This is a genomic window from Acinetobacter sp. YH16052 (assembly GCF_013417155.1).
GTDB lineage: Bacteria > Pseudomonadota > Gammaproteobacteria > Pseudomonadales > Moraxellaceae > Acinetobacter.
The window spans coordinates 1-20,999 of record NZ_VPEO01000015.1; the positions used below are offsets into that span (position 1 = coordinate 1).

Genomic DNA, 20,999 nt, shown 5'->3' on the forward strand with positions numbered 1-20,999 from the left:
TTGTTCCATTTTAGAGATTTGTTTAAGATAAGATATAACTCATTGAGATGTGTCATAGTATTCGTCGTTAGAAAACAATTATTGTGACATTATTTCAATGAGTTATCTATTTTTGTCGTGTACAGAGCTAAAAAATATAAGATTTACAATACTGATTTTTAAATAATATTTAAAATGACTACTTTTATTTAAGCATAAAAAAAGACCACCAAATGGCGGTCTTTTTTCAAGTCATAAAGACTTATGCAGCCAATGCATCTTTAGCTTTAGAAGCTAAAGCAGCAAACGCAACTGCGTCATGCATAGCGATGTCAGCAAGTACGCGACGGTCGATAATCACTTGAGCTTTTTTCAAGCCAGCGATCATACGGCTGTACGACAAACCATTTTGACGAGCACCAGCGTTGATACGTGCAATCCACAAAGCGCGGAATTGACGTTTCTTCTGACGACGGTCACGGTAAGCATATTGACCAGCTTTGATTACCGCCTGGAACGCTACGCGGTAAACGCGTGAACGAGCACCATAGTAACCTTTAGCGCGAGCAAGAATTTTTTTGTGACGGCGATGAGCCTGTACACCACGTTTTACACGAGCCATTTATAATCTCCTTAGATGTACGGGCACATACGACGAACTGAAGCAACGTCACTTACGTGAACCATTACACAGCCGCGCAATTGACGAATACGCTTAGCAGATTTTTTGGTCAAAATGTGGCGTTTGAACGCTTGTTTACGCTTAAAACCGTTAGCAGTCGCTTTAAAGCGTTTAGCTGCACCACGGCGAGTTTTCATCTTAGGCATAACAACCTCTTTTGAACACCTGTTCGGCTCGTTTGCACCATTACAAAACGACCTGCAGGTAAGGGAGCGAGTATTCTAAAGCATCTTTGTTTAAAACAAAAGCATCTTCACCCAATAAGCGAATTTAAAGAATGATTTTAGGATTTCAGTCTGGAAAATGGCGAGCAAAATCGGATCCGGAGAATCGCTTCACGCTTAGAATATGGCAAAGGCCGCATAGACAAACAGATAACGACCAATTTTAGCGATGCTGACCATCAGCAGAAAACGGGCGAAGTTTTCTTTTAGCAGTCCCGCAATCAGGGTAATCGGATCACCAATAATAGGCACCCAGCTCAGCAGTAAAGACCAGTAACCATATTTCTGATAGGTCTTTTGCGCCTTGAGCATCTTGTCTGCTGAAACCGGGAACCACTTTTTATTCTTATAATGTTCAATCTTGAGACCCAGATACCAGTTCACACAGGACCCCAGTATATTCCCCAAACTGGCCACCGCAATTAACAGCACTGTATGCTGCTTACCCTGCACTAAAAGCCCCAGTAGCACAGCTTCAGACTGTAAAGGCAGTAAGGTTGCTGCACCAAAGGCCGACAGAAACAGTAAAAACAGGCTCATTACAGCATTAACGGCTCAGGCCCATTTTTTTCTTGGCTTTACTGTATTCCCAACTGGACCAAACGACTGCAGTCACCATCGCCATGATCCGCGCCCACTTATACTGCTCATTAAGCGGTGCAATTGCAGCACGTAAAATCTGCTGATCTTTGGTATTTAGGGCAGCAATCACCTGATCAATATGCACAATTTCAGCAATATACAGCACTAAACATGCAGCAATGCCGAAAAGAATGCTCCAGTAAATTCGGGTATTACTTTCAACAATCTTGGTAAAGTTCAGAAGAAAATCGTTCATATATCCATCCAATAAAAAACCACCGTAAGGGTGGCTTTATTTGCTTAAGGCTATTTTAACATAAAGGCAGACGCTTAACTGACCTGTATTGCCAACGCTTTCTGAACCGCAGGACGAGCATTCAAACGATCGATATATTTGGAAACTTCAGGATAGTCTTCCAGAGTGATCTGCTGCCAGTCATGCCGTAATAACCAAGGGAAAATGGCCATATCAGCAATCGAGTATTCGCCGGCAACATAATCCTGCCCGACCAACTGCTTATTCAACACCCCATATAAACGCTTGCTTTCATTGACATAGCGCTCTGTGGCATAAGCAATTCGCTCAGGTGCAAAACGACTAAAGTGATGATTTTGCCCGAGCATCGGCCCCAAACCGCCCATTTGCCACGTCAGCCACTGTTCAACCTGAATACGTTTCACTTCATCAGTTGGATAAAACAGACCTGTTTTTCGACCCAGATATTGCAAAATCGCACCTGACTCAAAAATTGAAATGGCGCGGCCATGTAGCCCATCCTGATCAACAATTGCCGGGATTTTATTATTGGGAGAAATAGCCAGAAAATCGGACTGGAACTGGTCATTTTCCAGAATATTGATGGGAATAATTTGATATTCCAGCCCCATTTCTTCTAGAGCAATACTAATTTTATGGCCGTTGGGGGTGCCCCAATAATATAAATCGATCATTTTCTTTTAATACTCCCTGCACTTTTGCTGTGCGATGATGTACTCAACATAGAGGATTTAGAAAGAAACAACAAGTCTGCATTTAAAAATTATTTTTCAATAAATATCAAAATGTTATTAAAAAATTATATAATTTTTTATTTTTAATCTTGAAAATTTCAACCCCAAACACATATTTATTTCTGCATAAGGATTGCGTCAATCTTATGCCCTGTCGATGTCTGACATGACAGATCTTATTTTCTTGTTTTTATAACTTTGCTTAAGTGAGAAGGTTCTAATTATGAGTAACTTAAATCTTCATCCATTATTTCGTCGTAGTATTGGTTTTGATCGCTTGAATGACTTTATTGATTACGCCATGCAAAGCGATGCGCCAAATTATCCACCGTATAATATCGAAAAGCATGGTGAGAATAATTACCGTATCGTGGTGGCAACTGCGGGTTTTCGTCAGGAAGAACTCGACATTCGTCTGGAAAATAAGTTGCTGACCATCCTAGGCAAGCCTGAAAACCAGAGCAATGACAGTATTGAATTCCTGTACAAAGGCATTGCGCGACGTGCATTTAAATTGTCTTTACGTCTGGATGAATATATTGAGGTACAACAGGCAGACTATGAAAATGGTTTATTGATCATCGACTTGCAGCGCATTATTCCAGAAGAAAAATTGCCACGTCAAATCCCGATTGGCAATAAACTGCTCATTGCAAACGATGAAAAATCAGTGGAATAAGCTTGATTAAGTACGCAAAGGAAGGTCCGAAAGGGCCTTTCTTTTTGGCTACAGATTACCTAAGCTCATTAAGGCAATACGCTTTCTGATCATAAAAATAAACCATGAATGTGCCAGAAAACATCCTGTTTCATCAAGCTAGCCCGATCATGCGCACTACGGGATATTTGCTGTTTTGTTATCCGGTCGGAATATTCAGCATTTTTTATTTCAGCAGTGTGCGTAGCAATTCCAGTTTTTTCCAAGGACTATTATTTTTATGGCAGGAGTCTCCTGACTTTTATATTTATATTGGCGGCTTTCTTGGTCTTTCGCTGCTTATGCTGGGAACTAAACTGAAAATCACCTCACAAGCTATTTATTATACTTTGGCCGGTTTCCGCATCAGCCTGTGCTTAAAACGACATTCGGTACAGTATAGCTTTCTGAATCCACGCTATGCTTCTCTCAAAGCACATCTCAAAAGCTGGCTCTATAACATGCCAGCGCATGTGATTAGTCAACGTGATGGCACTTTGGATTTTAAATTGCATCAATCCGGTCTAATAAATCAAATTTGTCTTGGATTTTTCCGGATTCAGCTGTCGATGTTTTCCCGCCCGCAAGCTCAACAGATTATGCAGGCCATACAAAGTGCCTGGAACTTTAGAGCATAAAAAAAGCCCTGCATATGCAGGGCTTTTTTCGCTTAATGAGTGCTTACTTTTTCTTTTTAGGACCAAGTAGCATACCCATTTGACGGCCTTCCATTTTCGGCATCTGCTCAACAGTACCGAATTCAGCCACGTCAGCTTCAATTTTTTGCAATTGAGCTAGACCCAACTGTTGGTGCGCCATTTCACGACCACGGAAACGAAGCGTGATTTTCACCTTGTTACCTTCTTCAAGGAACTTGATGATTGCACGTAGTTTTACGTTGTAATCACCAACATCAGTACCCGGGCGTAGCTTGATTTCTTTCACCTGGACTTGATGTTGTTTTTTCTTCGCTTCTTTCTGCTTTTGCTTAAGATCAAACAAATGCTTGTTGAAGTCCATGATCTTACATACTGGTGGCTCAGCGTTTGCTACGATCTCAACAAGATCAAGTTCAACACTTTCTGCTGCGCGTAGGGCGTCAGCTAAGCTTACAATCCCTTTCTGCTCACCATTTTCGTCTACAAGACGGACTTCTTTCGCACGAATTTCATCATTCAAGGCAGGACGGTTTGATTTGTTACCGCCCTGTTGATTACGGTCAGGCTGTTTAATCGCTGTTACTCCACAATGTACCGGCCGCGTTCGGCTACGGCTGCTTTTACTAGGTCAACGAAAGCATCGATTGACATAGTACCCAAATTTGTTCCTGAGCGGGTCCGCACGTTTACGGTACCTTCCTCTACTTCACGGTCCCCAAGTACCAGTAAGTAAGGAATACGCTCTAATGTACGTTCACGAATCTTAAAGCCGATTTTCTCATTTCTCAAGTCAGAAATTGCACGGATACCGTTTTCTTTAAGTTTTGCGACGACTGACTCACATGCCTCAGCTTGAGAATCGGTAATGTTCATTACACATGCTTGCATTGGTGCCAACCAAGGTGGCATGAAGCCTGCGTAGTGTTCGATCAGTATACCAATAAAACGCTCGAAACTGCCAAGAATTGCACGATGTAACATTACTGGCTGATCGCGGTCATTATCTTCAGTGACATAAGAAGCATCTAGACGTTCTGGCAAGTTAAAGTCACACTGAATGGTACCACACTGCCAGACACGACCTAAGCAGTCTTTCAGAGAGAATTCAATCTTCGGACCATAGAATGCGCCCTCACCTGGTTGAAGCTCCCACTCAAGACCCGCAGCATCTAAAGCATCTGCCAAAGATTTTTCTGCCATATCCCAAAGCTTGTCATCACCCACACGTTTTTCAGGACGCGTCGACAACTTCATTTGTACTTCTTCAAAGCCAAAATCTTTGTATACATCCAGTGTCAATTTGATAAAGTCTGCAACTTCAGGACCAATCTGCTCTTTGGTACAGAAAATATGCGCGTCATCTTGGGTAAAGCCACGTACACGCATAATGCCGTGTAAAGAACCTGATGGTTCGTTACGGTGACATGAACCGAATTCTGCTAAACGTACAGGAAGATCACGGTATGACTTCAAGCCTTGATTGAACACTTGTACGTGACAAGGACAGTTCATTGGCTTCACCGCATAGTTACGGTTTTCAGAATGCGTGGTGAACATATTGTCTGCATAGTTAGCAGCATGTCCTGATTTTTCCCACAGCGTGAAATCAACCACTTGCGGTGTACGGATTTCTTCATAACCGTTGTCTTGCTGAACTTTACGCATGTACTGTTCAAGAACCTGGTAAATGGTCCAGCCGTTCGGATGCCAGAACACCATACCTGGTGCTTCTTCTTGCATATGGAACAAGTCTAGCGCTTTACCGATTTTACGGTGATCGCGTTTTTCAGCTTCTTCAATACGTTTTACATAGGCAGCAAGCTGTTTTTTGTCTGCCCACGCTGTACCGTAAATACGTTGTAGCTGTTCGTTTTTCGCGTCACCGCGCCAGTAAGCACCAGAGATTTTAGTCAACTTGAACGATTTGAGGAATTTGGTATTTGGTACATGCGGACCACGGCACATATCCAAATAATCCTGATGGTAGTACAAGCCCATTTGTGTTTCTTCAGGCATGTCTGCGATCAGGCGCAATTTGTATTCTTCGCCACGCGCAGTGAATTCAGCAATGACTTCATCACGCGGCGTCATTTTTTTCACAACATCATAGTCTTGATCGATGAGCTTTTTCATACGCTCTTCAATCGCTGCCATGTCGTCTAAGGTAAACGGACGTGGCATCCAGATGTCATAGTAGAAACCTTCTTCAATGACTGGACCAATGACCATCTTTGCTTCTGGGAACAGTTGCTTAACCGCATGACCGACCAAATGCGCACAAGAATGGCGAATGATCTCGACACCGGCTTCGTCTTTAGGCGTGATGATTTGTAGTGTTGCATCTTCAGTGATGAGATCAGACGCATCAACCAAACGATCGTTGACACGACCAGCAACTGTATTTTTTGCAAGACCAGGACCAATGCTAAGTGCAACGTCCATCACAGATACAGCGTGATCAAACTGTTTTTGATCGCCATTTGGCAAAGTGATAATTGGCATAAGAAATCCTTAAGGAGTGATGCCCCGTACCATGGAGCATATCACCGCGAGATTATGATCGAGGCACAGCCTCAAAAGATAAAAACGGTGGATAAATAAAATCGATTCGAATTTTACACGGCTTGGCCGCATGATTAAACCTTTTCCCAATAAAAATAAGATTTACCATCAAATCTGTGCCAGATCGTTAAAGGCTTAGGCTCATTTTTCAGTTCAGAATGTAGTTATTCCCGGAACGTCTGCCACTGGAGAAACTTCCCTTCTGCATAGACATACAGCTGTGCGAATTGCGGGATGATAGCTTCACTTTGTGTCGGTCTTAAAAACACATAATCATCGACATGAATATCGCACTGCATGGGCATCTGAAGTATTTCCTGATTGCTGCTGCAGCCATACAATACATGCGGCCGGCTTTTTTCAGGGTAGATATAATCCGCTCGCCAATAGCCTCCGTAAATAAATACGGCTTTATGTTGATGCGGTAGATGATTCAGCATTTCCAGCCCAGGAATCTGGCTATAAGGCAGCACTTTTAAAATCGGAGTGGCGATCCACAAAGCACATTTTAAAGCAGAGAGATTGTCCAGATCGAAATCGCTGGGTTTAATTAGCATGAACCAAAAGCCAGATCATTACAGACACTCTGCTGGCAATGCTGCATAAAGGTCGGACTGCCGCCACCGTTAAAACATAGGTTTTCATGCCATAAATCAGGAAATTGCTGTTGCAGCGTCATCTTGAATTGTTGATAAATCTGCTGTGATTGCTGATAACTTTTTTCAGGACTTTTGAGAATTTTTGGCAGTTTGGCTACATGCGCATCGTAGCCCATTAATCCGGAAAATTTTAGATCCAGAGGATGCTGCTGAATCAGCTTGAGTAGGGCTACGAACTGTTCCTGACTGCTTACTCCTCCGCGATGTAGACCCACGTCAATTTCAATATTCACATTCAGGCAGAGATTCAGACTTTGCGCGAGTTGCAGATACTGCTCCAGACGTGCCTGACTATCGATCAGCCATTGAATATTTACTTGAGTATTTAAGTCCATTTGACCAAACCAGCTTTGATAAAAGCGCTGCGCTGCATGAACCGGCATTGGCTTACCGAGTAGAATGTCCGCTTGCTCAAATGCTCCGATAATTTCCCGAAGATGTGGCAGATGAAATACCATAAAACGCTGGGTATTCAGCTTTTCACTGGCCAGTTTGAGTAGCGGAATACTCGCCAAGGATTTCACCACCAGACGCGGTTGTAACTGTTCAGGCAATTTCGACTGCATAACCTCCAGATTATGTCGATATTGCGCCAAATCCAGAATCAGTTGCGGTGTGCCAGTGCCCTGCTGTTTTAAATCCTGTGTTAACTGCTGAAAATAATTCGATTGCATCACCCTCTCCTCATTTACCAGACAAAAACAGTTGCTTTAGGTACGGATTGAGCCATTTTTGCTGCGGATCCAGTTGCTGACGCAGCGTCATAAAATCATCCCATTTTGGGTAGAGTTCGCGCAGCGAAGCGGTGCTCATGCTATGCAATTTGCCCCAATGCGGCCGTCCCTGATATTTCTGTAAAATCGGTTCAATCAGATCAAAGATGGTGCGGTAATCCTGTTTATAGAACTGGTGAATAGAAATAGACACTGAATCGCGCTGATAAAAAGGACTCAGCCAGATCTCATCGCCTTTGACATAACGGAACTCGATCGGGAAAAACATCGGCACCTGATGTTTACGTAAAATATGCAGAATCTCGTCCAGACACTGCAAGCCTGAATCAACCGGAATCTGATATTCCATTTCATTAAATTTGGTATTACGCGGGGTGGGGAAAATGCGATGCGACCAATCGACATAGCAGGTCGGTTTGACAAAGACACCGAGCAATTTTTGCAGATAAGGATTCGTAGCAGGCAACTTTCGAGTCAATTCTGAACACAAGGTCAGCAAGGCATCTTCCGAAGGCCAGCTCTCTGTTCTCGGCTGAATGGTTGCATCCGTTTCATCCAGAGTTTTCAGCATCACTTGATCGGCATGTAAAAAAGCCCAAAATTCAATATGCCGGTGCTGATGTTTCCATTGATCAATATGAGTAAATATGTCTTTTAATGAACAGAGCCGAATCTGTTCTTTTAGTTTATATCTGGGACGATTTTGCAGGGTGATTTGGGTCAATATACCCAAGCTGCCCAATGCCACCCGTCCAGCCTGAAATATTTCGGTATTCTGCTGACAATGACATTGCAACAGCTCGCCATCTGCGGTCAGCAATTCAAAGCCTTCCACGAAAGCGGATATGCAAGGTAAATCGATGCCCGTGCCATGCGTTCCAGTCGAAATCGCTCCGGCCAGACTTTGCTGGTCTATATCACCCTGATTGATTAAGGCCTGATTGATCGGTGTCAGATCTTTCCCCAAATCATATAAACGCGTACCGGCGTACACGGTGCATTGGGTTTTCTCTTGATCAAAGGCAACGATACCTTTTAACAAATCGAGATTAAGCAACACCTCATCTGTTTTGGCCAATGGGCTAAATGAATGTCCTGCACCCACTGCACGAATGTGTGCATGGGTCTTCACTAAACTTTGTAATTCACTGATCTGGCTGGGCTGAACAATCCGAGCGGCACTGAACTGGCTCCCCGACCAGTTTCGCCAGACGTCATTCGCCTGTTGTATTTTCATTATTCTTCCTGGGCTCATATTATTTTAATGGCTGAACTAGAGTAAAATACCTAAAAAATCAAACTTGGGAACCCATGCGTTCAAAACATTTAAGTAGGGTTAAATATTTTTATTAATATTCAAATACTTAAAATTTGTAAAATCGTACTCGACTAAAGCATAAATGCAAGATTTCTGAGAAATACATATCTTTTCAACAGGATATGAAAATAAATATAGAATGGAGTTTTCCAATGGTTAGCGCATATGATGAATTACCGCGTACCCCTGCAAATTTTGTAGCCTTATCACCTTTACGCTATCTTGATCGTGCAGCTTATATCTATCCCAATCAGAATGCGATTATTCACGGTAAACGCCGGATCACCTGGCGTGAGAAATACAATCGTTGTCGTCAGTTTGCCAACCAACTCCAAAAACTAGGTATCGGTAAAAATGATACCGTGTCTGTCCTGCTGCCTAACGTCCCTGCCATGATCGAAGCACATTTTGCTGTACCAATGGCAGGTGCCGTCCTAAATACCTTAAATACCCGTCTGGATGCCAAGACCCTTGCTTTCATGCTGGAACATGCTGAGAGCAAAGTATTATTGGTTGATCCTGAATTTACTGCACTTGCGACTGAAGCACTCGCTCTAGTTTCACAAGACATTTATGTCATTGATGTGGCTGATGCAGAGTTTGAAGGTGAAGACCAGCGTATTGGCCAAATCGAATATGAAGACTGGATTGCGCAAGGCGATGCAAACTTTGAATGGCATTTACCTCAAGATGAATGGGATGCCATCAGCTTAAGTTACACTTCTGGGACCACCGGCAACCCGAAAGGCGTGGTCTATCATCATCGTGGTGCCTACATTAACGCAGCCAGTAATATTATTGCCTGTGGCATGACACCACGTGCCACCTATTTATGGACACTGCCGCTATTCCACTGTAATGGCTGGTGCTTTGCCTGGACCATGGCGGCCAACGGTGGAACCAACGTTTGCTTGCGTAAAGTTGATGCTGAACTGATCTTTAAACTGATTGCCGAACATAAAGTCGATTACTTCTGCGGTGCACCAATTGTCTTGTCAATGCTGATTAACGCACCTGAAGAGAAAAAGACTAAAATTGATCACCGTGTCGAAGTGATGGTGGCGGGTGCCGCACCTCCAGCAGCAATCATTGAAGGCATGCGCAATATTGGCATTAACGTAACCCATGTCTACGGCCTGACAGAAACCTACGGTCCTTCTGCACTGTGCGCATCCCAAGCCGGCTGGAGTGATTTATCTATTCAGGAACAAGCACAGTTGCACTCCCGCCAAGGCGTACCTTATCCATTGCAAGATGGCATGAAAGTGCTTGATCCGGATACCATGCAGGAAGTGCCACATGATGGTCAGACCATGGGTGAAATCATGTTCCGTGGCAATATCGTGATGAAAGGTTATCTGAAAAATCCTGAGGCGACCGCTGAAGCCTTTGCCGGTGGCTGGTTCCATACAGGAGATCTGGCAGTTTGCCAACCGGATGGCTATGCCAAAATTACCGACCGCTCTAAAGACGTGATTATTTCCGGCGGAGAAAATATTTCTTCACTTGAAGTGGAGGAAGTGCTGTATCAACATCCGGCGGTGCTGACTGCGGCGGTAGTCGCCAAGCCTGATCCACGCTGGCAGGAAGTTCCTTGTGCCTTTATCGAACTCAAAGAAGGAAAAAAAGCCACAGAAGAAGAAATTATGGAATTCTGCCGTGAGCATCTGGCCAGTTTTAAAGTGCCTAAGGATGTGGTGATTACCGAAATTCCAAAAACCTCGACCGGTAAATTGCAGAAATTTGTTTTACGCGAATGGGCCAAAGAGCGCGCGCAAGGTGAATTTTCTTAATTCCATACAGGCATGTTTTTTCAAAATCTACTCAATAAAAAATCGTGCTAATTTTTATTAGCACGATTTTTTAACTTATCCTTTTGTGAGATTTAACCTCATCCAATCCTCTCCTATAAGGAGAGGACTTTAAGGAGCTTACATCTCTACCATTTCCACGCCATCAATACGGGCAACGGTCATCAAGTCCTTATCACCACGACCTGAAACCGTCGCAATAATAATCTGATCCTCGTCCATGGTCGGTGCAAGTTTAGTGACATAAGCCATAGCATGTGCGCTTTCTAACGCCGGAATAATGCCTTCAATCTTGGTCAAGTCGCGGAAACCCTGTAAAGCTTCCTGATCATTGATCGGCACGTATTTCACGCGATCCATATCTTTCAGAAAACTATGTTCCGGACCCACACCTGGATAATCCAGACCTGCAGAAATTGAATGTGTTTCGATGATCTGGCCTTGCGCATCCGACATCAGATAAGTACGGTTACCATGCAGAACACCGACATGACCGGCATTCAATGGCGCAGAATGTTTACCTGATTCAATCCCATGACCTGCTGCTTCAACGCCGTACATTTTCACATCTTGGTCATTCAGGAATGGATAGAACAAGCCCATTGCATTAGATCCACCACCGACACATGCTACCAGGGCATCTGGTAAACGGCCAGCCTGTTCCAGAATCTGACGGCGTGCTTCACGACCAATGATCGACTGGAAATCACGAACCAGTTGCGGATATGGGTGTGGACCTGCCACAGTACCAATCACGTAATAAGTTGAATCAACATTGGTCACCCAGTCACGCATGGCTTCATTCATGGCATCTTTTAAGGTTTTAGAGCCACTTTCTACCGGCACAACCGTCGCGCCTAATAAACGCATACGGTAGACGTTCATCGCCTGACGTTTTACATCGTCTGCGCCCATGAATACTACACATTCAAGACCTAAACGTGCTGCAATTGTTGCCGTTGCTACACCATGCTGGCCTGCACCTGTTTCGGCAATAATACGTTTCTTGCCGGAAAGCTTCGCCAGTAAGGCCTGACCGATTGTGTTATTTACTTTGTGCGAACCGGTATGGTTCAGGTCTTCACGTTTCAGGTAAATCTGTGCGCCACCCAACTCTTTCGACCATCGTTCAGCATGATATAAAGGACTCGGACGACCGACGTAAAACGCCATGTCACGGTCAAATTCTGCCAAAAACTGCGCATCATCTTTCATACGGAAATAGAGCTTTTCCAAGTCTTCTAAAGCCGCCATGAGTGTTTCTGACACAAAACGTCCGCCATGACTACCGAAATGCCCGCGTTCATCCGGGAATTGGGTATAGTCAACAGCCTGACTGTTCTGGCTAGTACTTTGCTGATCCACGATGGACTCCTTGCATAAAGCGTTCTATGAGTTGTTGGTCTTTAATACCTTTTGCGGACTCGACACCGCCACTCACATCCACGGCATACGCCTGTGTGGTGAGAATTGCCTGTTCGATATTGTCAGGATTTAAACCGCCTGCCAAGATCAAGGGAATATTGAGTTTGGGAAATGTATCCCAATCGAAGCTGTGTCCTGTGCCGCCTTTCAGGTCAGGATGCCATGCGTCTAACAGCACTGCACTTGCGCCGGCATCTTGATAACCTTGAATTTCTGCGACTACATCCAGATCAGGTTTCACCTGAATGGCCTTATACCAGCGGCGTCCGACCTGTTGAGCGATGGCCTGACATTGTTCAGGTGTTTCATCGCCATGAAATTGTAAAATATCCAGCGGTACTTTATTTAAAATCGCCTGGATTTCATCTGCGCGACTATTTACAAATAAACCTACGGCCTGCACATAAGCTGGAACCGACTGAATCAGGATTTCAGCTTGCTCTAAAGTGACATGCCGCGGACTCGGTGGATAAAATACAAATCCTATCGCGTCACAGCCAGCATTGGCTACGGCATGTACATCTTCAACTCGGGTGATTCCACAAATTTTGGCACGGGTTCGCATATTATGTTGGCTCTAGATCTACCAATGTATTGAACAATCTGTAAGATTGGGGCAAATCATTGTAATGCAATTTTTCTGACTTGCGTAAAAGTTCATCCGGATTATTCTCGATGCAGATTGTTTATAAGGCATACAAACTTTATACTGCGCTCACTTTGCAGCAAGTCCAAGCCTTCAGGCTTTAGGGAAGCTGGTGTAAATCCAGCACTGCCCCCGCAACGGTAAAAAATGAAACGTCTATCAATTTAAACTCTTCGGTTTACACCACTGCATCTTGATGTGGGAAGGTGGATATACAGCAAAGTCGCTGCTTTGCACATTTAAGTCCGGAAACCTGCTTGTTGTGTTCTATAACTCAATCATTCACGGGGAAGTGAATGTAGGGAGCTTTAACATGTCACTTCATTGTCAACCTACTGCCTTGGTAGGTGCGATCGCACTTGCGTTGGGTACCACTTCATCTGTTTTTGCTAACGAGCAAAAAGTTGCGAAAGCATCTTTAGATACCATTGTGGTCACGGCAACTCGCTCTGCAGAAAACATTGAAAATGTACCAGCGCGTATTTCGATTATTGAACCTGTAATTCTTGAGCAATCACCTCTTAAAGCACTACCTGATTTACTCAAAACAGACCCAAGTATTAATGTCGTGCAATCGGGTGGTTATGGCCAGCAAACTTCTATTTTTTTACGCGGTACCAATTCCAATCAAGTTTTAGTACTACGTGATGGTGTTCGTTTAAATACAGCCACCACAGGTGCAGCGTCTATTCCTTTTTTAGACACCACTGATCTTAAACAGATTGAAGTATTAAAAGGCCCTGCGTCTGTGCTTTATGGTACAGACGCAATTGGTGGTGTAGTGCAGTTTGTAACAAAAACGCCTGAAAAAACGAGTGCCTTTGTAACAGGTGAAATTGGTGAGAATCAAACCTACAAATCAATTATTGGGGCTGACTTGGCAGAAAATGGGGTGTATGCGCAGATTCGCGGTCAAGTTTTAGAAACTGACGGCACACCTGTATTCAATATCAATGACAACCGTGACTACAGTTATGATCAAAAAGGCTATAGTGCAAAATTCGGTATTGAAAAAGAGCGTTATGCAACATCACTCGATTACAGTCAAAATTCAGGAAATGTCCAATACAGTAATTGGGGTGCATTTTCCAGCCAAGATTTTGAAAATAAAATTGTAAACTTAAAAGGTCGTATTAACCCAACACAAGCCACTGAAATTAATGCACGTCTATCTCAGTTTAAAGATGACTTAGATCAGGTCACATCAAGCAGCTTTGTACATAGCACCACGCAAGAAGCAGAAATCTATGGCAAATGGAATTTCACAGCAGCACAAAATGTTTTACTGGGCATTACCCAGCGTAATACCGATGCAAAAACCCAGGCTATTGATGAAGATATTAATTCAACAGGCTACTATATTCAGCATCAGTATCAGACAAATAGCTTAAGCACTCAGATGGGTGTGCGTGTCGAAGATAACGAAAAATTTGGCTCACATACCGTTGCACAAGGTGGTATCCGTTATCAACTGCTCCCTAATACCAGCATTTATACCAATATTGGTTCAGCATTTAAGGCACCGACTTTAAATGATATGTATGCTTTTGGCGGCAATGATCAACTGAAGCCTGAAGAAAGCATTTCGTATGAAATGGGGATAGATCAAAAACTTCCATTAAATATTTTAGTAGGTGCTTCCGCTTTCTATACGGAAGTCGATAATTTAATTAATTCGGAATGTATTATTGATTGTGGAGAAGAGTGGCTTCCAACTACTGTTTACCAAAACCAAAACATTGATGAAGCCAAGATGACTGGCGGCGAATTGACGGCACAATGGGCAAAAGATCAGTTCTTTATTAATGCCGGTTACACTTATGTCAAAACTGAAGATACGAAACAGAATTCAGAGCTATTACGTCGCCCTCGTCAGTCATTCACTGTATCGACAGGTCTACAAAATGCCGATTACGGTTTAAGTGCTGCACTGGTAGCAAAATCGAAAGCGAAGGACTTTAGTCGTGATATTCCAGGTTATGCACGTGTTGACTTAAATGCATATTGGAATATTAATCCAACAGTTAAACTGTTTACTAACATTGAAAATGTCGGTGATGTGAAATACAAAACTGTGCATAGCGCTGGCGACCAGTACTATGTGAACGGTGGCCGTCTCGCTTCTGCAGGCATCACCTTTAAATACTAAGCTCTAAACAGCAAAAAACTTTAAAACAGCGCAGTTTATGGATAATGTTATGACCGACATTATCCTTTTTTATTATCTTCATTAAAAATTCAAGGAACACATATGGGCCACCGTTTAAGCAAAATCTACACCCGCACAGGCGATTCAGGTACCACAGGACTCGGTGATGGCTCACGTGTTGCCAAAGATGATTTGCGTATCACAGCACTCGGTGATGTCGACGAACTAAATGCCGTGATTGGCGTATTACGTGCACAAATTTCAGCAAGTAACATTGAAGATGAAGCTACTTGGGATAAATCTTTAAGCCTGATCCAGCACTGGTTATTTGATCTGGGCGGTGAAGTGTGTATTCCGGGTTTTAATCTGGTGCAACCGGTATCGATTGAGTTTCTGGAAAATGATATCGACCGCATGAATGAAGCGTTGCCGATGTTAAAAGATTTTATTCTGCCTGCCGGAACGCTGGTGTGCAGCTTTGCCCATCAGGCGCGTGCAGTCTGCCGTCGTGCAGAACGCAGCGTAATGTCGGTACATCACCGTGACCAAAATATTCAGGCAGCGTCGCTGCAACTACTTAACCGTTTATCGGACTGGTTATTTGTAGCATCACGCACCCTGCAACGCGCTGAGGGCGGTTTCGAAGTGCTGTGGCAAAAAAATATCAATGACAGCATCGAAAAGTAAAATTATGTTTCAAGTTAGCATCTAAAAATACACGTCAGATGTCTCTTGATTTTACAGAGCATCTGACGAAAATAGAAAGCGTCATCCTTCTGTCACGTAGCCCTCGCAAAATGAACTTAACTTTCCCACTCATGAGCATCTTATGCGCATAATTGGTCATCGTGGTGCACGTGGCGAAGCCCCTGAAAATACCTTGGGCGGTTTTCAATATATTCAGGAGATCGGCATTCGCGCCGTTGAGTTTGATGTCCGTCAGCTCAAAGACAACGCCTTAATCATCATGCATGATGACGACTTTGTGCGCACCACCGGTTTGCAGAAGCATCTATACGAGTGTAACCGTCAGGATCTGTGCCAATATAACCATGCAGTCAAATGGTCAGAATGGAATAAAATCGAAGCCACTCCACTGCTCGATCAAACCTTAAATGTCATTCGAAATTTCGAGCATATTGAAGTCGAAATTAAAAGCGTTGCATCTGAAGCAGCAGCTGAAAAAATCGCGTTTGAAGTCGAACAGCAGTTACAAGGCTATGAGCAGGCAGCTATTATTACCAGCTTTGATGCCAAAATTCTGGATGCTTTCAAACAGCAAAACTCACGTTTAAAACGTGGTTTATTGATTGAAACCGATGTTAAACATCATGCCATTGATCAGGCGCTGGAACTGGGATGCTGTCATATTGGCTGGATGGATGAACTGGCCAGTAAAGACCTGATTCAGGCCACGCAGGCTGCCGAGTTGAATATCAGTGTCTGGACGGTCAATGATGTCACCCGTGCCAAACAGCTGCGAGACTGGGGCATTCAGGGGGTGATTACCGATTATCCAAAATTGATGCTACAACAACTCTAAATAATCTCTCTTAGCCTTGATTGATCTCGGTATTTCTTGATCCAGTTCATTTCGAAAATGTAATAATGAAAGTGTGAATCTTCCTTAATCAGATTTTATTTGAAAGTGAAATTAAGTTGCCCAACCTCTATATTCTGCAAATTTCATGATAATATTGTAGAAATTATGAACAACTATTTTCCTCTGATTCATTCGGTTTCCATTTTCTGAAAGAGTGATAATCCTCAGTCACTTAGTCGGAAATCAGAACCCGTCTACGCTCGCAAAATGGTCACTTCTGCCCTACTTATTCTGTTACCGACAAGTACAATACAACCGTACAATAATGCTAGTGATGCCTTAGGGCACATGCTAATATGGACAAGATAGGCTGCTGTTAAAACCAACAGTAGTTTCTGCTTTTTGTTATACCTTCCGAGGTTCTAGGAGTGCTGTTGGAGATGAATGCTCCCTTACCCAAAGCCCCCATCAACTGGATTGCTGTGTTTGCATTGGTATTTTTACCGATCGTAGCCCTGATTGCGATTCCGTTGTATGCGTATCACCATGATTTTAGCGCTGCCGCTTGGATCAGTATGTTTGTTTTACTGGGCGTAAGCAGCCTCGGCATTACAGCAGGATACCATCGCCTGTGGGCACATCGTGCTTATGAAGCCACTTTACCATTAAAAATCATCTTGATGATTATGGGTACATTTGCTGTACAGAATAGTATTTTATTCTGGGCATCTGGTCACCGTACCCATCACCGTCATGTCGATGATGTTGATCAAGACCCGTACTCGATCAATAAAGGCTTCTGGTATGCACATATTGGCTGGATGTTACGTGATTATCCATCTGGTGCTGCCAACTATAAAAATGCGCCAGATCTATTAAAAGATAAAGTGGTGATGTTTCAGGACAAATACTACGTTCCTTTAGTGATTGCTGTTCATGCTGCGATTTTATTGCCAATTGGCTGGGCAGTCGGCGATGTCTGGGGCGTGTTGCTGTTGGGTGGATTAATGCGTTTAATCCTGAGCCATCATGTGACCTTCTTCATTAACTCACTTTGCCACATGTGGGGAAATCGTCCTTATACCGATGAAAATACTGCACGTGACAACTTCGTACTCGCGGTTGCAACTTGGGGTGAGGGTTATCATAACTATCACCACATTTTCCAATACGATTACCGTAACGGCGTAAAATGGTGGCAATACGATCCAACTAAATGGTTGATCTGGACTTGTTCTAAACTTGGTTTAGCTAAAAACTTGCGCCGCATTCCTAGCTTTAATATCAAAAAAGCGGAATTGGCAATGAAGTTTAAATATGCCGAACAGGATCTTGCGGTGTATGGCCATGATGTTTCTGAAGATATCTCGGCGGTAAAAACCAAGATCGCACAGGAATATGATGCATTTACCCAAACTTTAAATGACTGGGCGAAGCTGAAAGAACAGGAAATTCAGGTCAAGAAAGCGTCTATGGCTGAAAAAATCCATCAAATGGATGACAAGCTGAAAGTTGAATTCCAGCTGGTTGAACAGCGTCTTTCCCATCATCGTCAAACCTTGAATCTACTGGTTCGTAATTTGAAAAAATCTGCAGTTTCTCAATAAAAGCTGTTGAACACTAAAGCCCCGATTGGGGCTTTTTTTATGTCCGAAAGATAACGTGAACTCTCGCTTATACAACAGTTTTATACAGCTATCTTTGTTATAGTAAATTTATTCCAATCCTGTACTGATGCCATGTATTTTAACTCTCGCTATCAAACACTGCCCGCCCGCCTCTATCACCATCAAGTTCCGCTGCCGTTAAAAGGTGCGAAAGCCGGACATTTTAATGCAGCTTTAGCAGAGCAATTGCAATGGTCGGATGAAGACAAGGCACAATGGGTCGAGATTTGTAGTGGTCAGAAAGTTTTTACTGAATTTGAACCCTTGGCTATGGTCTATGCAGGTCATCAGTTTGGACAATGGGCAGGACAGTTGGGAGATGGTCGCGGGTTGTTGATTGCGCAAATTCTGGATAAAAATAATCAGACCATTGACCTGCATTTAAAAGGTGCTGGTGCAACCCCTTATTCACGCATGGGCGATGGTCGTGCAGTACTGCGTTCAGTCATTCGTGAGTATCTGGCAGGTCATGCCTTAAATGCTTTAGGTGTCGCATCCAGTAATGCGGTTGGTTTTACTTCATCAATGCAAGGTATTCAGCGTGAAAAACTGGAACCGGGCGCGATGATGTTGCGTACTTCAGACTGTCATATCCGTTTCGGCCATTTTGAATGGATCAATCAGTATCAGCCAGATCTACTAGCTGAATTTACCCAGAAATGTATCGAATGGCATTATCCAGAATGCCTGCAAGCCGAACAGCCGATTCTGAGCTTTGCCACAAAAGTTATTCAACGCACTGCGGTGATGATTGCCAAATGGCAACTGGTTGGTTTTGCACATGGCGTGATGAATACTGACAACCTGAATATTACCGGTTCAACTTTGGACTTTGGTCCTTATGGCTTTATGGAGCGCTTCCGTCCGAACTGGATCAATAACCACTCGGATTATCAAGGGCGTTATACCTATCAGCAGCAGCCAAGTATCGGACACTGGAATTTGTGGCAATGGTTAAACAATCTGGTGCCGCTCTGCCCTACAGATTATGACAAAGAACAGTGGAAACAGGATTTAGCAGCGTGTCTGGAGCACTATGAGCCAACATTTTTAGAGCATTATAAACATGGTTTAAACCAGAAAATGGGCTTGCCAAGTTTCCATAAAGACAGTTTTGACTGCGCAATGGCCTTTCTGCGCATTTTACAGAGTGAACAACTGGACTACACCCAAAGTTTTATCCGTCTGCAAAATAAAGACTATGAAGCCCTTAAAGATGATTGTCTGGATCGTCGTCAGTTTGAAGCATTTTTGACGCAATATGAAAGCATTCGAGAACAACAGGATATTGAAGAGTTACACGCCGCCATGCACTTGATCAATCCACATTATATTCTGCGTAATCACATGGCACAGAAAGCCATTGAACTGGCAGAGCGGGATGATTTTTCTGAAGTCGACCGCCTGTTTAAATTACTCAGTCAACCTTATCTGAAACAGTCAGAACTGGAACAGCCTGAAGATTTAGCGCCATTGCCGAGTGACGTGCCTGAAGTCATGGTGAGTTGTTCGTCTTAATTTATTCACATCCAAAATAAAAACTGTGGATAATTTAAGCATTATCCACAGTTTTATGATGAGCTATCCATAACTTATGACCCTACACATTGTTGCTTCATCGACTGCATTAAAACTGCCGGAAGTCACTGTCACTCAGCCTTTTGGTGAAGGTTGTGATGTATTTAAAGTCATGGATAAAGTCTTTATGCTGACTTTTCATTTGCAAGGAAAAGCTGCGATTAATTTAAAAGTCGAGCCTGAGCCTGGTGCAATGCTGCGGGATATTTATCCTTATATTCATACGGGCTGGCATATGAATAAACAGCATTGGATTTCAGTTTACGAGAGTAAAGATCTGGATGAATCTTTGATTAAAGATTTGGTACTGAATTCTTATGAGCTGGTTGTGGCAAAATTAAAGAAAGTAGATCAGCAAAGAATTAAATTACTCAGGAACATTTAAGCTGTACTAGAATAAGCTGATCATATATTTTTAAACTAAGGCTAGAATTTCAAATTAAATAACTATGAAAACTCGCAAAGTATTAGCTTCGCCTATAAAAACTGATCGTCTAAATTTACGTAAATTTCAGACTGGGGATGAAAACTCTCTCTTTACTGAATATTTCGGAGACTGGGAAGCGAGCAAATATCTCCAGAGAATGCCACATAAAAATATAAGTCAGACAAAAAACATGTTGGAAAATTGGTGTGGGGTAAACTGGGAAGACCCAGATGAAAATTTTGCCTGGATTGTCAGCGACCAGAAAACCGATTTGGCTCTGGGAATTCTATTGTTTTTTAATAAAGAGAATTGTGGGGAAATCCACTTTGGGCTAGGAAAAAAATTTCAAGGACAAGGGTTCATGCAAGAGTCACTAAAAGCTGTACTTACTTATTTAAAAGATAATAGCACTCTTGAAAGAATTGAGACTTTTTGTGATGCAGAACATACCAGATCAAAAAACGTCCTGATTAAATCAGGTTTCACCCAAACAGGCATTTTAAAAAATTGGGCAAGATTTCCTTTAATCTGTGAGGATACTAGAGACTGCATTCATTATTATATTGAAATAAATTAAAATATTGATAGCCAACAGTTTTTCGCCCTCGATCAGAATAAATTCTTAACCATCCAAACCATAGGTTTC

20 protein-coding genes, 1 pseudogene and 1 riboswitch are annotated in these 20,999 nt (G+C 43.0%); of the genes and pseudogenes, 10 read left to right on the forward strand and 11 right to left on the reverse strand.

Features of this window, described 5'->3' with window-relative positions; genetic code table 11:
• Positions 1-241: 241 nt before the first annotated feature.
• From rplT to FTV42_RS11035, 5 genes are all read right to left on the reverse strand, one after another.
• A complete protein-coding gene (rplT, locus tag FTV42_RS11015) occupies positions 242-601 on the reverse strand; it encodes a 50S ribosomal protein L20 (protein ID WP_004647525.1) in 360 nt (119 codons plus the stop codon).
• Between the two features lie 11 nt (positions 602-612).
• Positions 613-807, reverse strand: a complete 195-nt coding sequence (rpmI, locus tag FTV42_RS11020; protein ID WP_004278281.1) for a 50S ribosomal protein L35 — start codon at positions 805-807, stop codon at positions 613-615.
• Positions 808-1,002: 195 nt separating this feature from the next.
• Positions 1,003-1,425 (reverse strand): YqaA family protein, encoded by a 423-nt coding sequence (locus FTV42_RS11025; RefSeq protein ID WP_180038769.1) that lies wholly within the window; start codon positions 1,423-1,425, stop codon positions 1,003-1,005.
• Positions 1,426-1,432: 7 nt separating this feature from the next.
• Positions 1,433-1,723 carry a hypothetical protein gene (locus tag FTV42_RS11030; RefSeq protein WP_005261895.1) on the reverse strand — a complete coding sequence of 97 codons (291 nt, stop codon included), beginning with the start codon at positions 1,721-1,723 and terminating at the stop codon, positions 1,433-1,435.
• A gap of 74 nt (positions 1,724-1,797) precedes the next feature.
• Entirely contained in the window at positions 1,798-2,418 is a 621-nt protein-coding gene (locus FTV42_RS11035; RefSeq protein ID WP_180038770.1) for a glutathione S-transferase family protein, read from the reverse strand.
• 283 nt (positions 2,419-2,701) lie between these two features.
• On the opposite strand from FTV42_RS11035, the gene FTV42_RS11040 reads away from it, so the two are divergent.
• A complete protein-coding gene (locus tag FTV42_RS11040; RefSeq protein ID WP_180038771.1) occupies positions 2,702-3,157 on the forward strand; it encodes an Hsp20 family protein in 456 nt (151 codons plus the stop codon).
• A gap of 104 nt (positions 3,158-3,261) precedes the next feature.
• Positions 3,262-3,813: a hypothetical protein gene (locus FTV42_RS11045; protein WP_180038772.1), complete on the forward strand. Its 552-nt coding sequence runs from the start codon at positions 3,262-3,264 to the stop codon at positions 3,811-3,813.
• Between the two features lie 43 nt (positions 3,814-3,856).
• On the opposite strand, the gene infC is transcribed toward FTV42_RS11045, so the two are convergent.
• From infC to FTV42_RS11065, 4 genes and pseudogenes are all read right to left on the reverse strand, one after another.
• On the reverse strand, positions 3,857-4,408 hold the full coding sequence (gene infC / locus FTV42_RS11050; protein ID WP_071850398.1) for a translation initiation factor IF-3: 552 nt from the start codon (positions 4,406-4,408) through the stop codon (positions 3,857-3,859).
• Positions 4,409-4,413: 5 nt separating this feature from the next.
• Positions 4,414-6,336 carry a threonine--tRNA ligase gene (gene thrS / locus FTV42_RS11055; RefSeq protein WP_004278291.1) on the reverse strand — a complete coding sequence of 641 codons (1,923 nt, stop codon included), beginning with the start codon at positions 6,334-6,336 and terminating at the stop codon, positions 4,414-4,416.
• Between the two features lie 224 nt (positions 6,337-6,560).
• Positions 6,561-7,729 (reverse strand): annotated as a pseudogene (locus tag FTV42_RS11060) (alanine racemase).
• 10 nt (positions 7,730-7,739) lie between these two features.
• Positions 7,740-9,026: a D-arabinono-1,4-lactone oxidase gene (locus FTV42_RS11065; protein ID WP_180038773.1), complete on the reverse strand. Its 1,287-nt coding sequence runs from the start codon at positions 9,024-9,026 to the stop codon at positions 7,740-7,742.
• 233 nt (positions 9,027-9,259) lie between these two features.
• Between FTV42_RS11065 and FTV42_RS11070 the strand changes: the two genes are divergently transcribed.
• Positions 9,260-10,900 (forward strand): acyl-CoA synthetase, encoded by a 1,641-nt coding sequence (locus FTV42_RS11070; protein WP_180038774.1) that lies wholly within the window; start codon positions 9,260-9,262, stop codon positions 10,898-10,900.
• A gap of 138 nt (positions 10,901-11,038) precedes the next feature.
• Here the strand turns inward: FTV42_RS11070 and trpB are convergent, their stop codons facing one another.
• Together trpB and FTV42_RS11080 are read right to left on the reverse strand one after the other, a co-directional pair.
• Positions 11,039-12,283 carry a tryptophan synthase subunit beta gene (gene trpB, locus FTV42_RS11075; protein ID WP_180038775.1) on the reverse strand — a complete coding sequence of 415 codons (1,245 nt, stop codon included), beginning with the start codon at positions 12,281-12,283 and terminating at the stop codon, positions 11,039-11,041.
• On the reverse strand, positions 12,264-12,908 hold the full coding sequence (locus tag FTV42_RS11080) for a phosphoribosylanthranilate isomerase (RefSeq protein ID WP_180038776.1): 645 nt from the start codon (positions 12,906-12,908) through the stop codon (positions 12,264-12,266). Before FTV42_RS11080 ends, trpB begins: the two co-directional genes overlap by 20 nt.
• A 145-nt stretch (positions 12,909-13,053) precedes the next feature.
• A riboswitch (cobalamin riboswitch) is annotated at positions 13,054-13,265 on the forward strand.
• A gap of 37 nt (positions 13,266-13,302) precedes the next feature.
• Here FTV42_RS11080 and FTV42_RS11085 point away from each other — a divergent pair.
• From FTV42_RS11085 to FTV42_RS11115, 7 genes are all read left to right on the forward strand, one after another.
• A complete protein-coding gene (locus FTV42_RS11085) occupies positions 13,303-15,138 on the forward strand; it encodes a TonB-dependent siderophore receptor (protein WP_180038777.1) in 1,836 nt (611 codons plus the stop codon).
• 102 nt (positions 15,139-15,240) lie between these two features.
• Complete coding sequence (locus FTV42_RS11090) at positions 15,241-15,825, forward strand: cob(I)yrinic acid a,c-diamide adenosyltransferase (RefSeq protein WP_180038778.1); 585 nt, start codon at positions 15,241-15,243, stop codon at positions 15,823-15,825.
• Between the two features lie 142 nt (positions 15,826-15,967).
• The gene (locus FTV42_RS11095) at positions 15,968-16,681 is read left to right on the forward strand and encodes a glycerophosphodiester phosphodiesterase (protein WP_180038779.1); all 714 of its coding nucleotides are present in this window, start codon (positions 15,968-15,970) and stop codon (positions 16,679-16,681) included.
• A 440-nt stretch (positions 16,682-17,121) separates the two neighbouring features.
• Positions 17,122-18,288 carry an acyl-CoA desaturase gene (locus FTV42_RS11100; protein ID WP_004647507.1) on the forward strand — a complete coding sequence of 389 codons (1,167 nt, stop codon included), beginning with the start codon at positions 17,122-17,124 and terminating at the stop codon, positions 18,286-18,288.
• Positions 18,289-18,420: 132 nt separating this feature from the next.
• Entirely contained in the window at positions 18,421-19,866 is a 1,446-nt protein-coding gene (locus tag FTV42_RS11105) for a YdiU family protein (protein ID WP_180038780.1), read from the forward strand.
• A 76-nt stretch (positions 19,867-19,942) separates the two neighbouring features.
• Positions 19,943-20,311: an MmcQ/YjbR family DNA-binding protein gene (locus FTV42_RS11110; protein WP_180038781.1), complete on the forward strand. Its 369-nt coding sequence runs from the start codon at positions 19,943-19,945 to the stop codon at positions 20,309-20,311.
• Positions 20,312-20,375: 64 nt separating this feature from the next.
• Entirely contained in the window at positions 20,376-20,930 is a 555-nt protein-coding gene (locus FTV42_RS11115; protein ID WP_180038782.1) for a GNAT family N-acetyltransferase, read from the forward strand.
• Positions 20,931-20,999: the final 69 nt, after the last annotated feature.

Coding starts and splice junctions, on each gene's coding strand:
- rpmI (WP_004278281.1), bottom strand. CDS start 807: ATGCCTAAGATGAAAACTCGCCGTGGTGCAGCTAAACGCTTTAAAGCG.
- FTV42_RS11095 (WP_180038779.1), top strand. CDS start 15,968: ATGCGCATAATTGGTCATCGTGGTGCACGTGGCGAAGCCCCTGAAAAT.
- FTV42_RS11065 (WP_180038773.1), bottom strand. CDS start 9,026: ATGAAAATACAACAGGCGAATGACGTCTGGCGAAACTGGTCGGGGAGC.
- FTV42_RS11085 (WP_180038777.1), top strand. CDS start 13,303: ATGTCACTTCATTGTCAACCTACTGCCTTGGTAGGTGCGATCGCACTT.
- FTV42_RS11105 (WP_180038780.1), top strand. CDS start 18,421: ATGTATTTTAACTCTCGCTATCAAACACTGCCCGCCCGCCTCTATCAC.
- FTV42_RS11080 (WP_180038776.1), bottom strand. CDS start 12,908: ATGCGAACCCGTGCCAAAATTTGTGGAATCACCCGAGTTGAAGATGTA.
- FTV42_RS11115 (WP_180038782.1), top strand. CDS start 20,376: ATGAAAACTCGCAAAGTATTAGCTTCGCCTATAAAAACTGATCGTCTA.
- FTV42_RS11035 (WP_180038770.1), bottom strand. CDS start 2,418: ATGATCGATTTATATTATTGGGGCACCCCCAACGGCCATAAAATTAGT.
- FTV42_RS11070 (WP_180038774.1), top strand. CDS start 9,260: ATGGTTAGCGCATATGATGAATTACCGCGTACCCCTGCAAATTTTGTA.
- thrS (WP_004278291.1), bottom strand. CDS start 6,336: ATGCCAATTATCACTTTGCCAAATGGCGATCAAAAACAGTTTGATCAC.
- FTV42_RS11045 (WP_180038772.1), top strand. CDS start 3,262: ATGAATGTGCCAGAAAACATCCTGTTTCATCAAGCTAGCCCGATCATG.
- rplT (WP_004647525.1), bottom strand. CDS start 601: ATGGCTCGTGTAAAACGTGGTGTACAGGCTCATCGCCGTCACAAAAAA.
- FTV42_RS11030 (WP_005261895.1), bottom strand. CDS start 1,723: ATGAACGATTTTCTTCTGAACTTTACCAAGATTGTTGAAAGTAATACC.
- FTV42_RS11090 (WP_180038778.1), top strand. CDS start 15,241: ATGGGCCACCGTTTAAGCAAAATCTACACCCGCACAGGCGATTCAGGT.
- FTV42_RS11100 (WP_004647507.1), top strand. CDS start 17,122: ATGAATGCTCCCTTACCCAAAGCCCCCATCAACTGGATTGCTGTGTTT.
- FTV42_RS11040 (WP_180038771.1), top strand. CDS start 2,702: ATGAGTAACTTAAATCTTCATCCATTATTTCGTCGTAGTATTGGTTTT.
- FTV42_RS11110 (WP_180038781.1), top strand. CDS start 19,943: ATGACCCTACACATTGTTGCTTCATCGACTGCATTAAAACTGCCGGAA.
- FTV42_RS11025 (WP_180038769.1), bottom strand. CDS start 1,425: ATGAGCCTGTTTTTACTGTTTCTGTCGGCCTTTGGTGCAGCAACCTTA.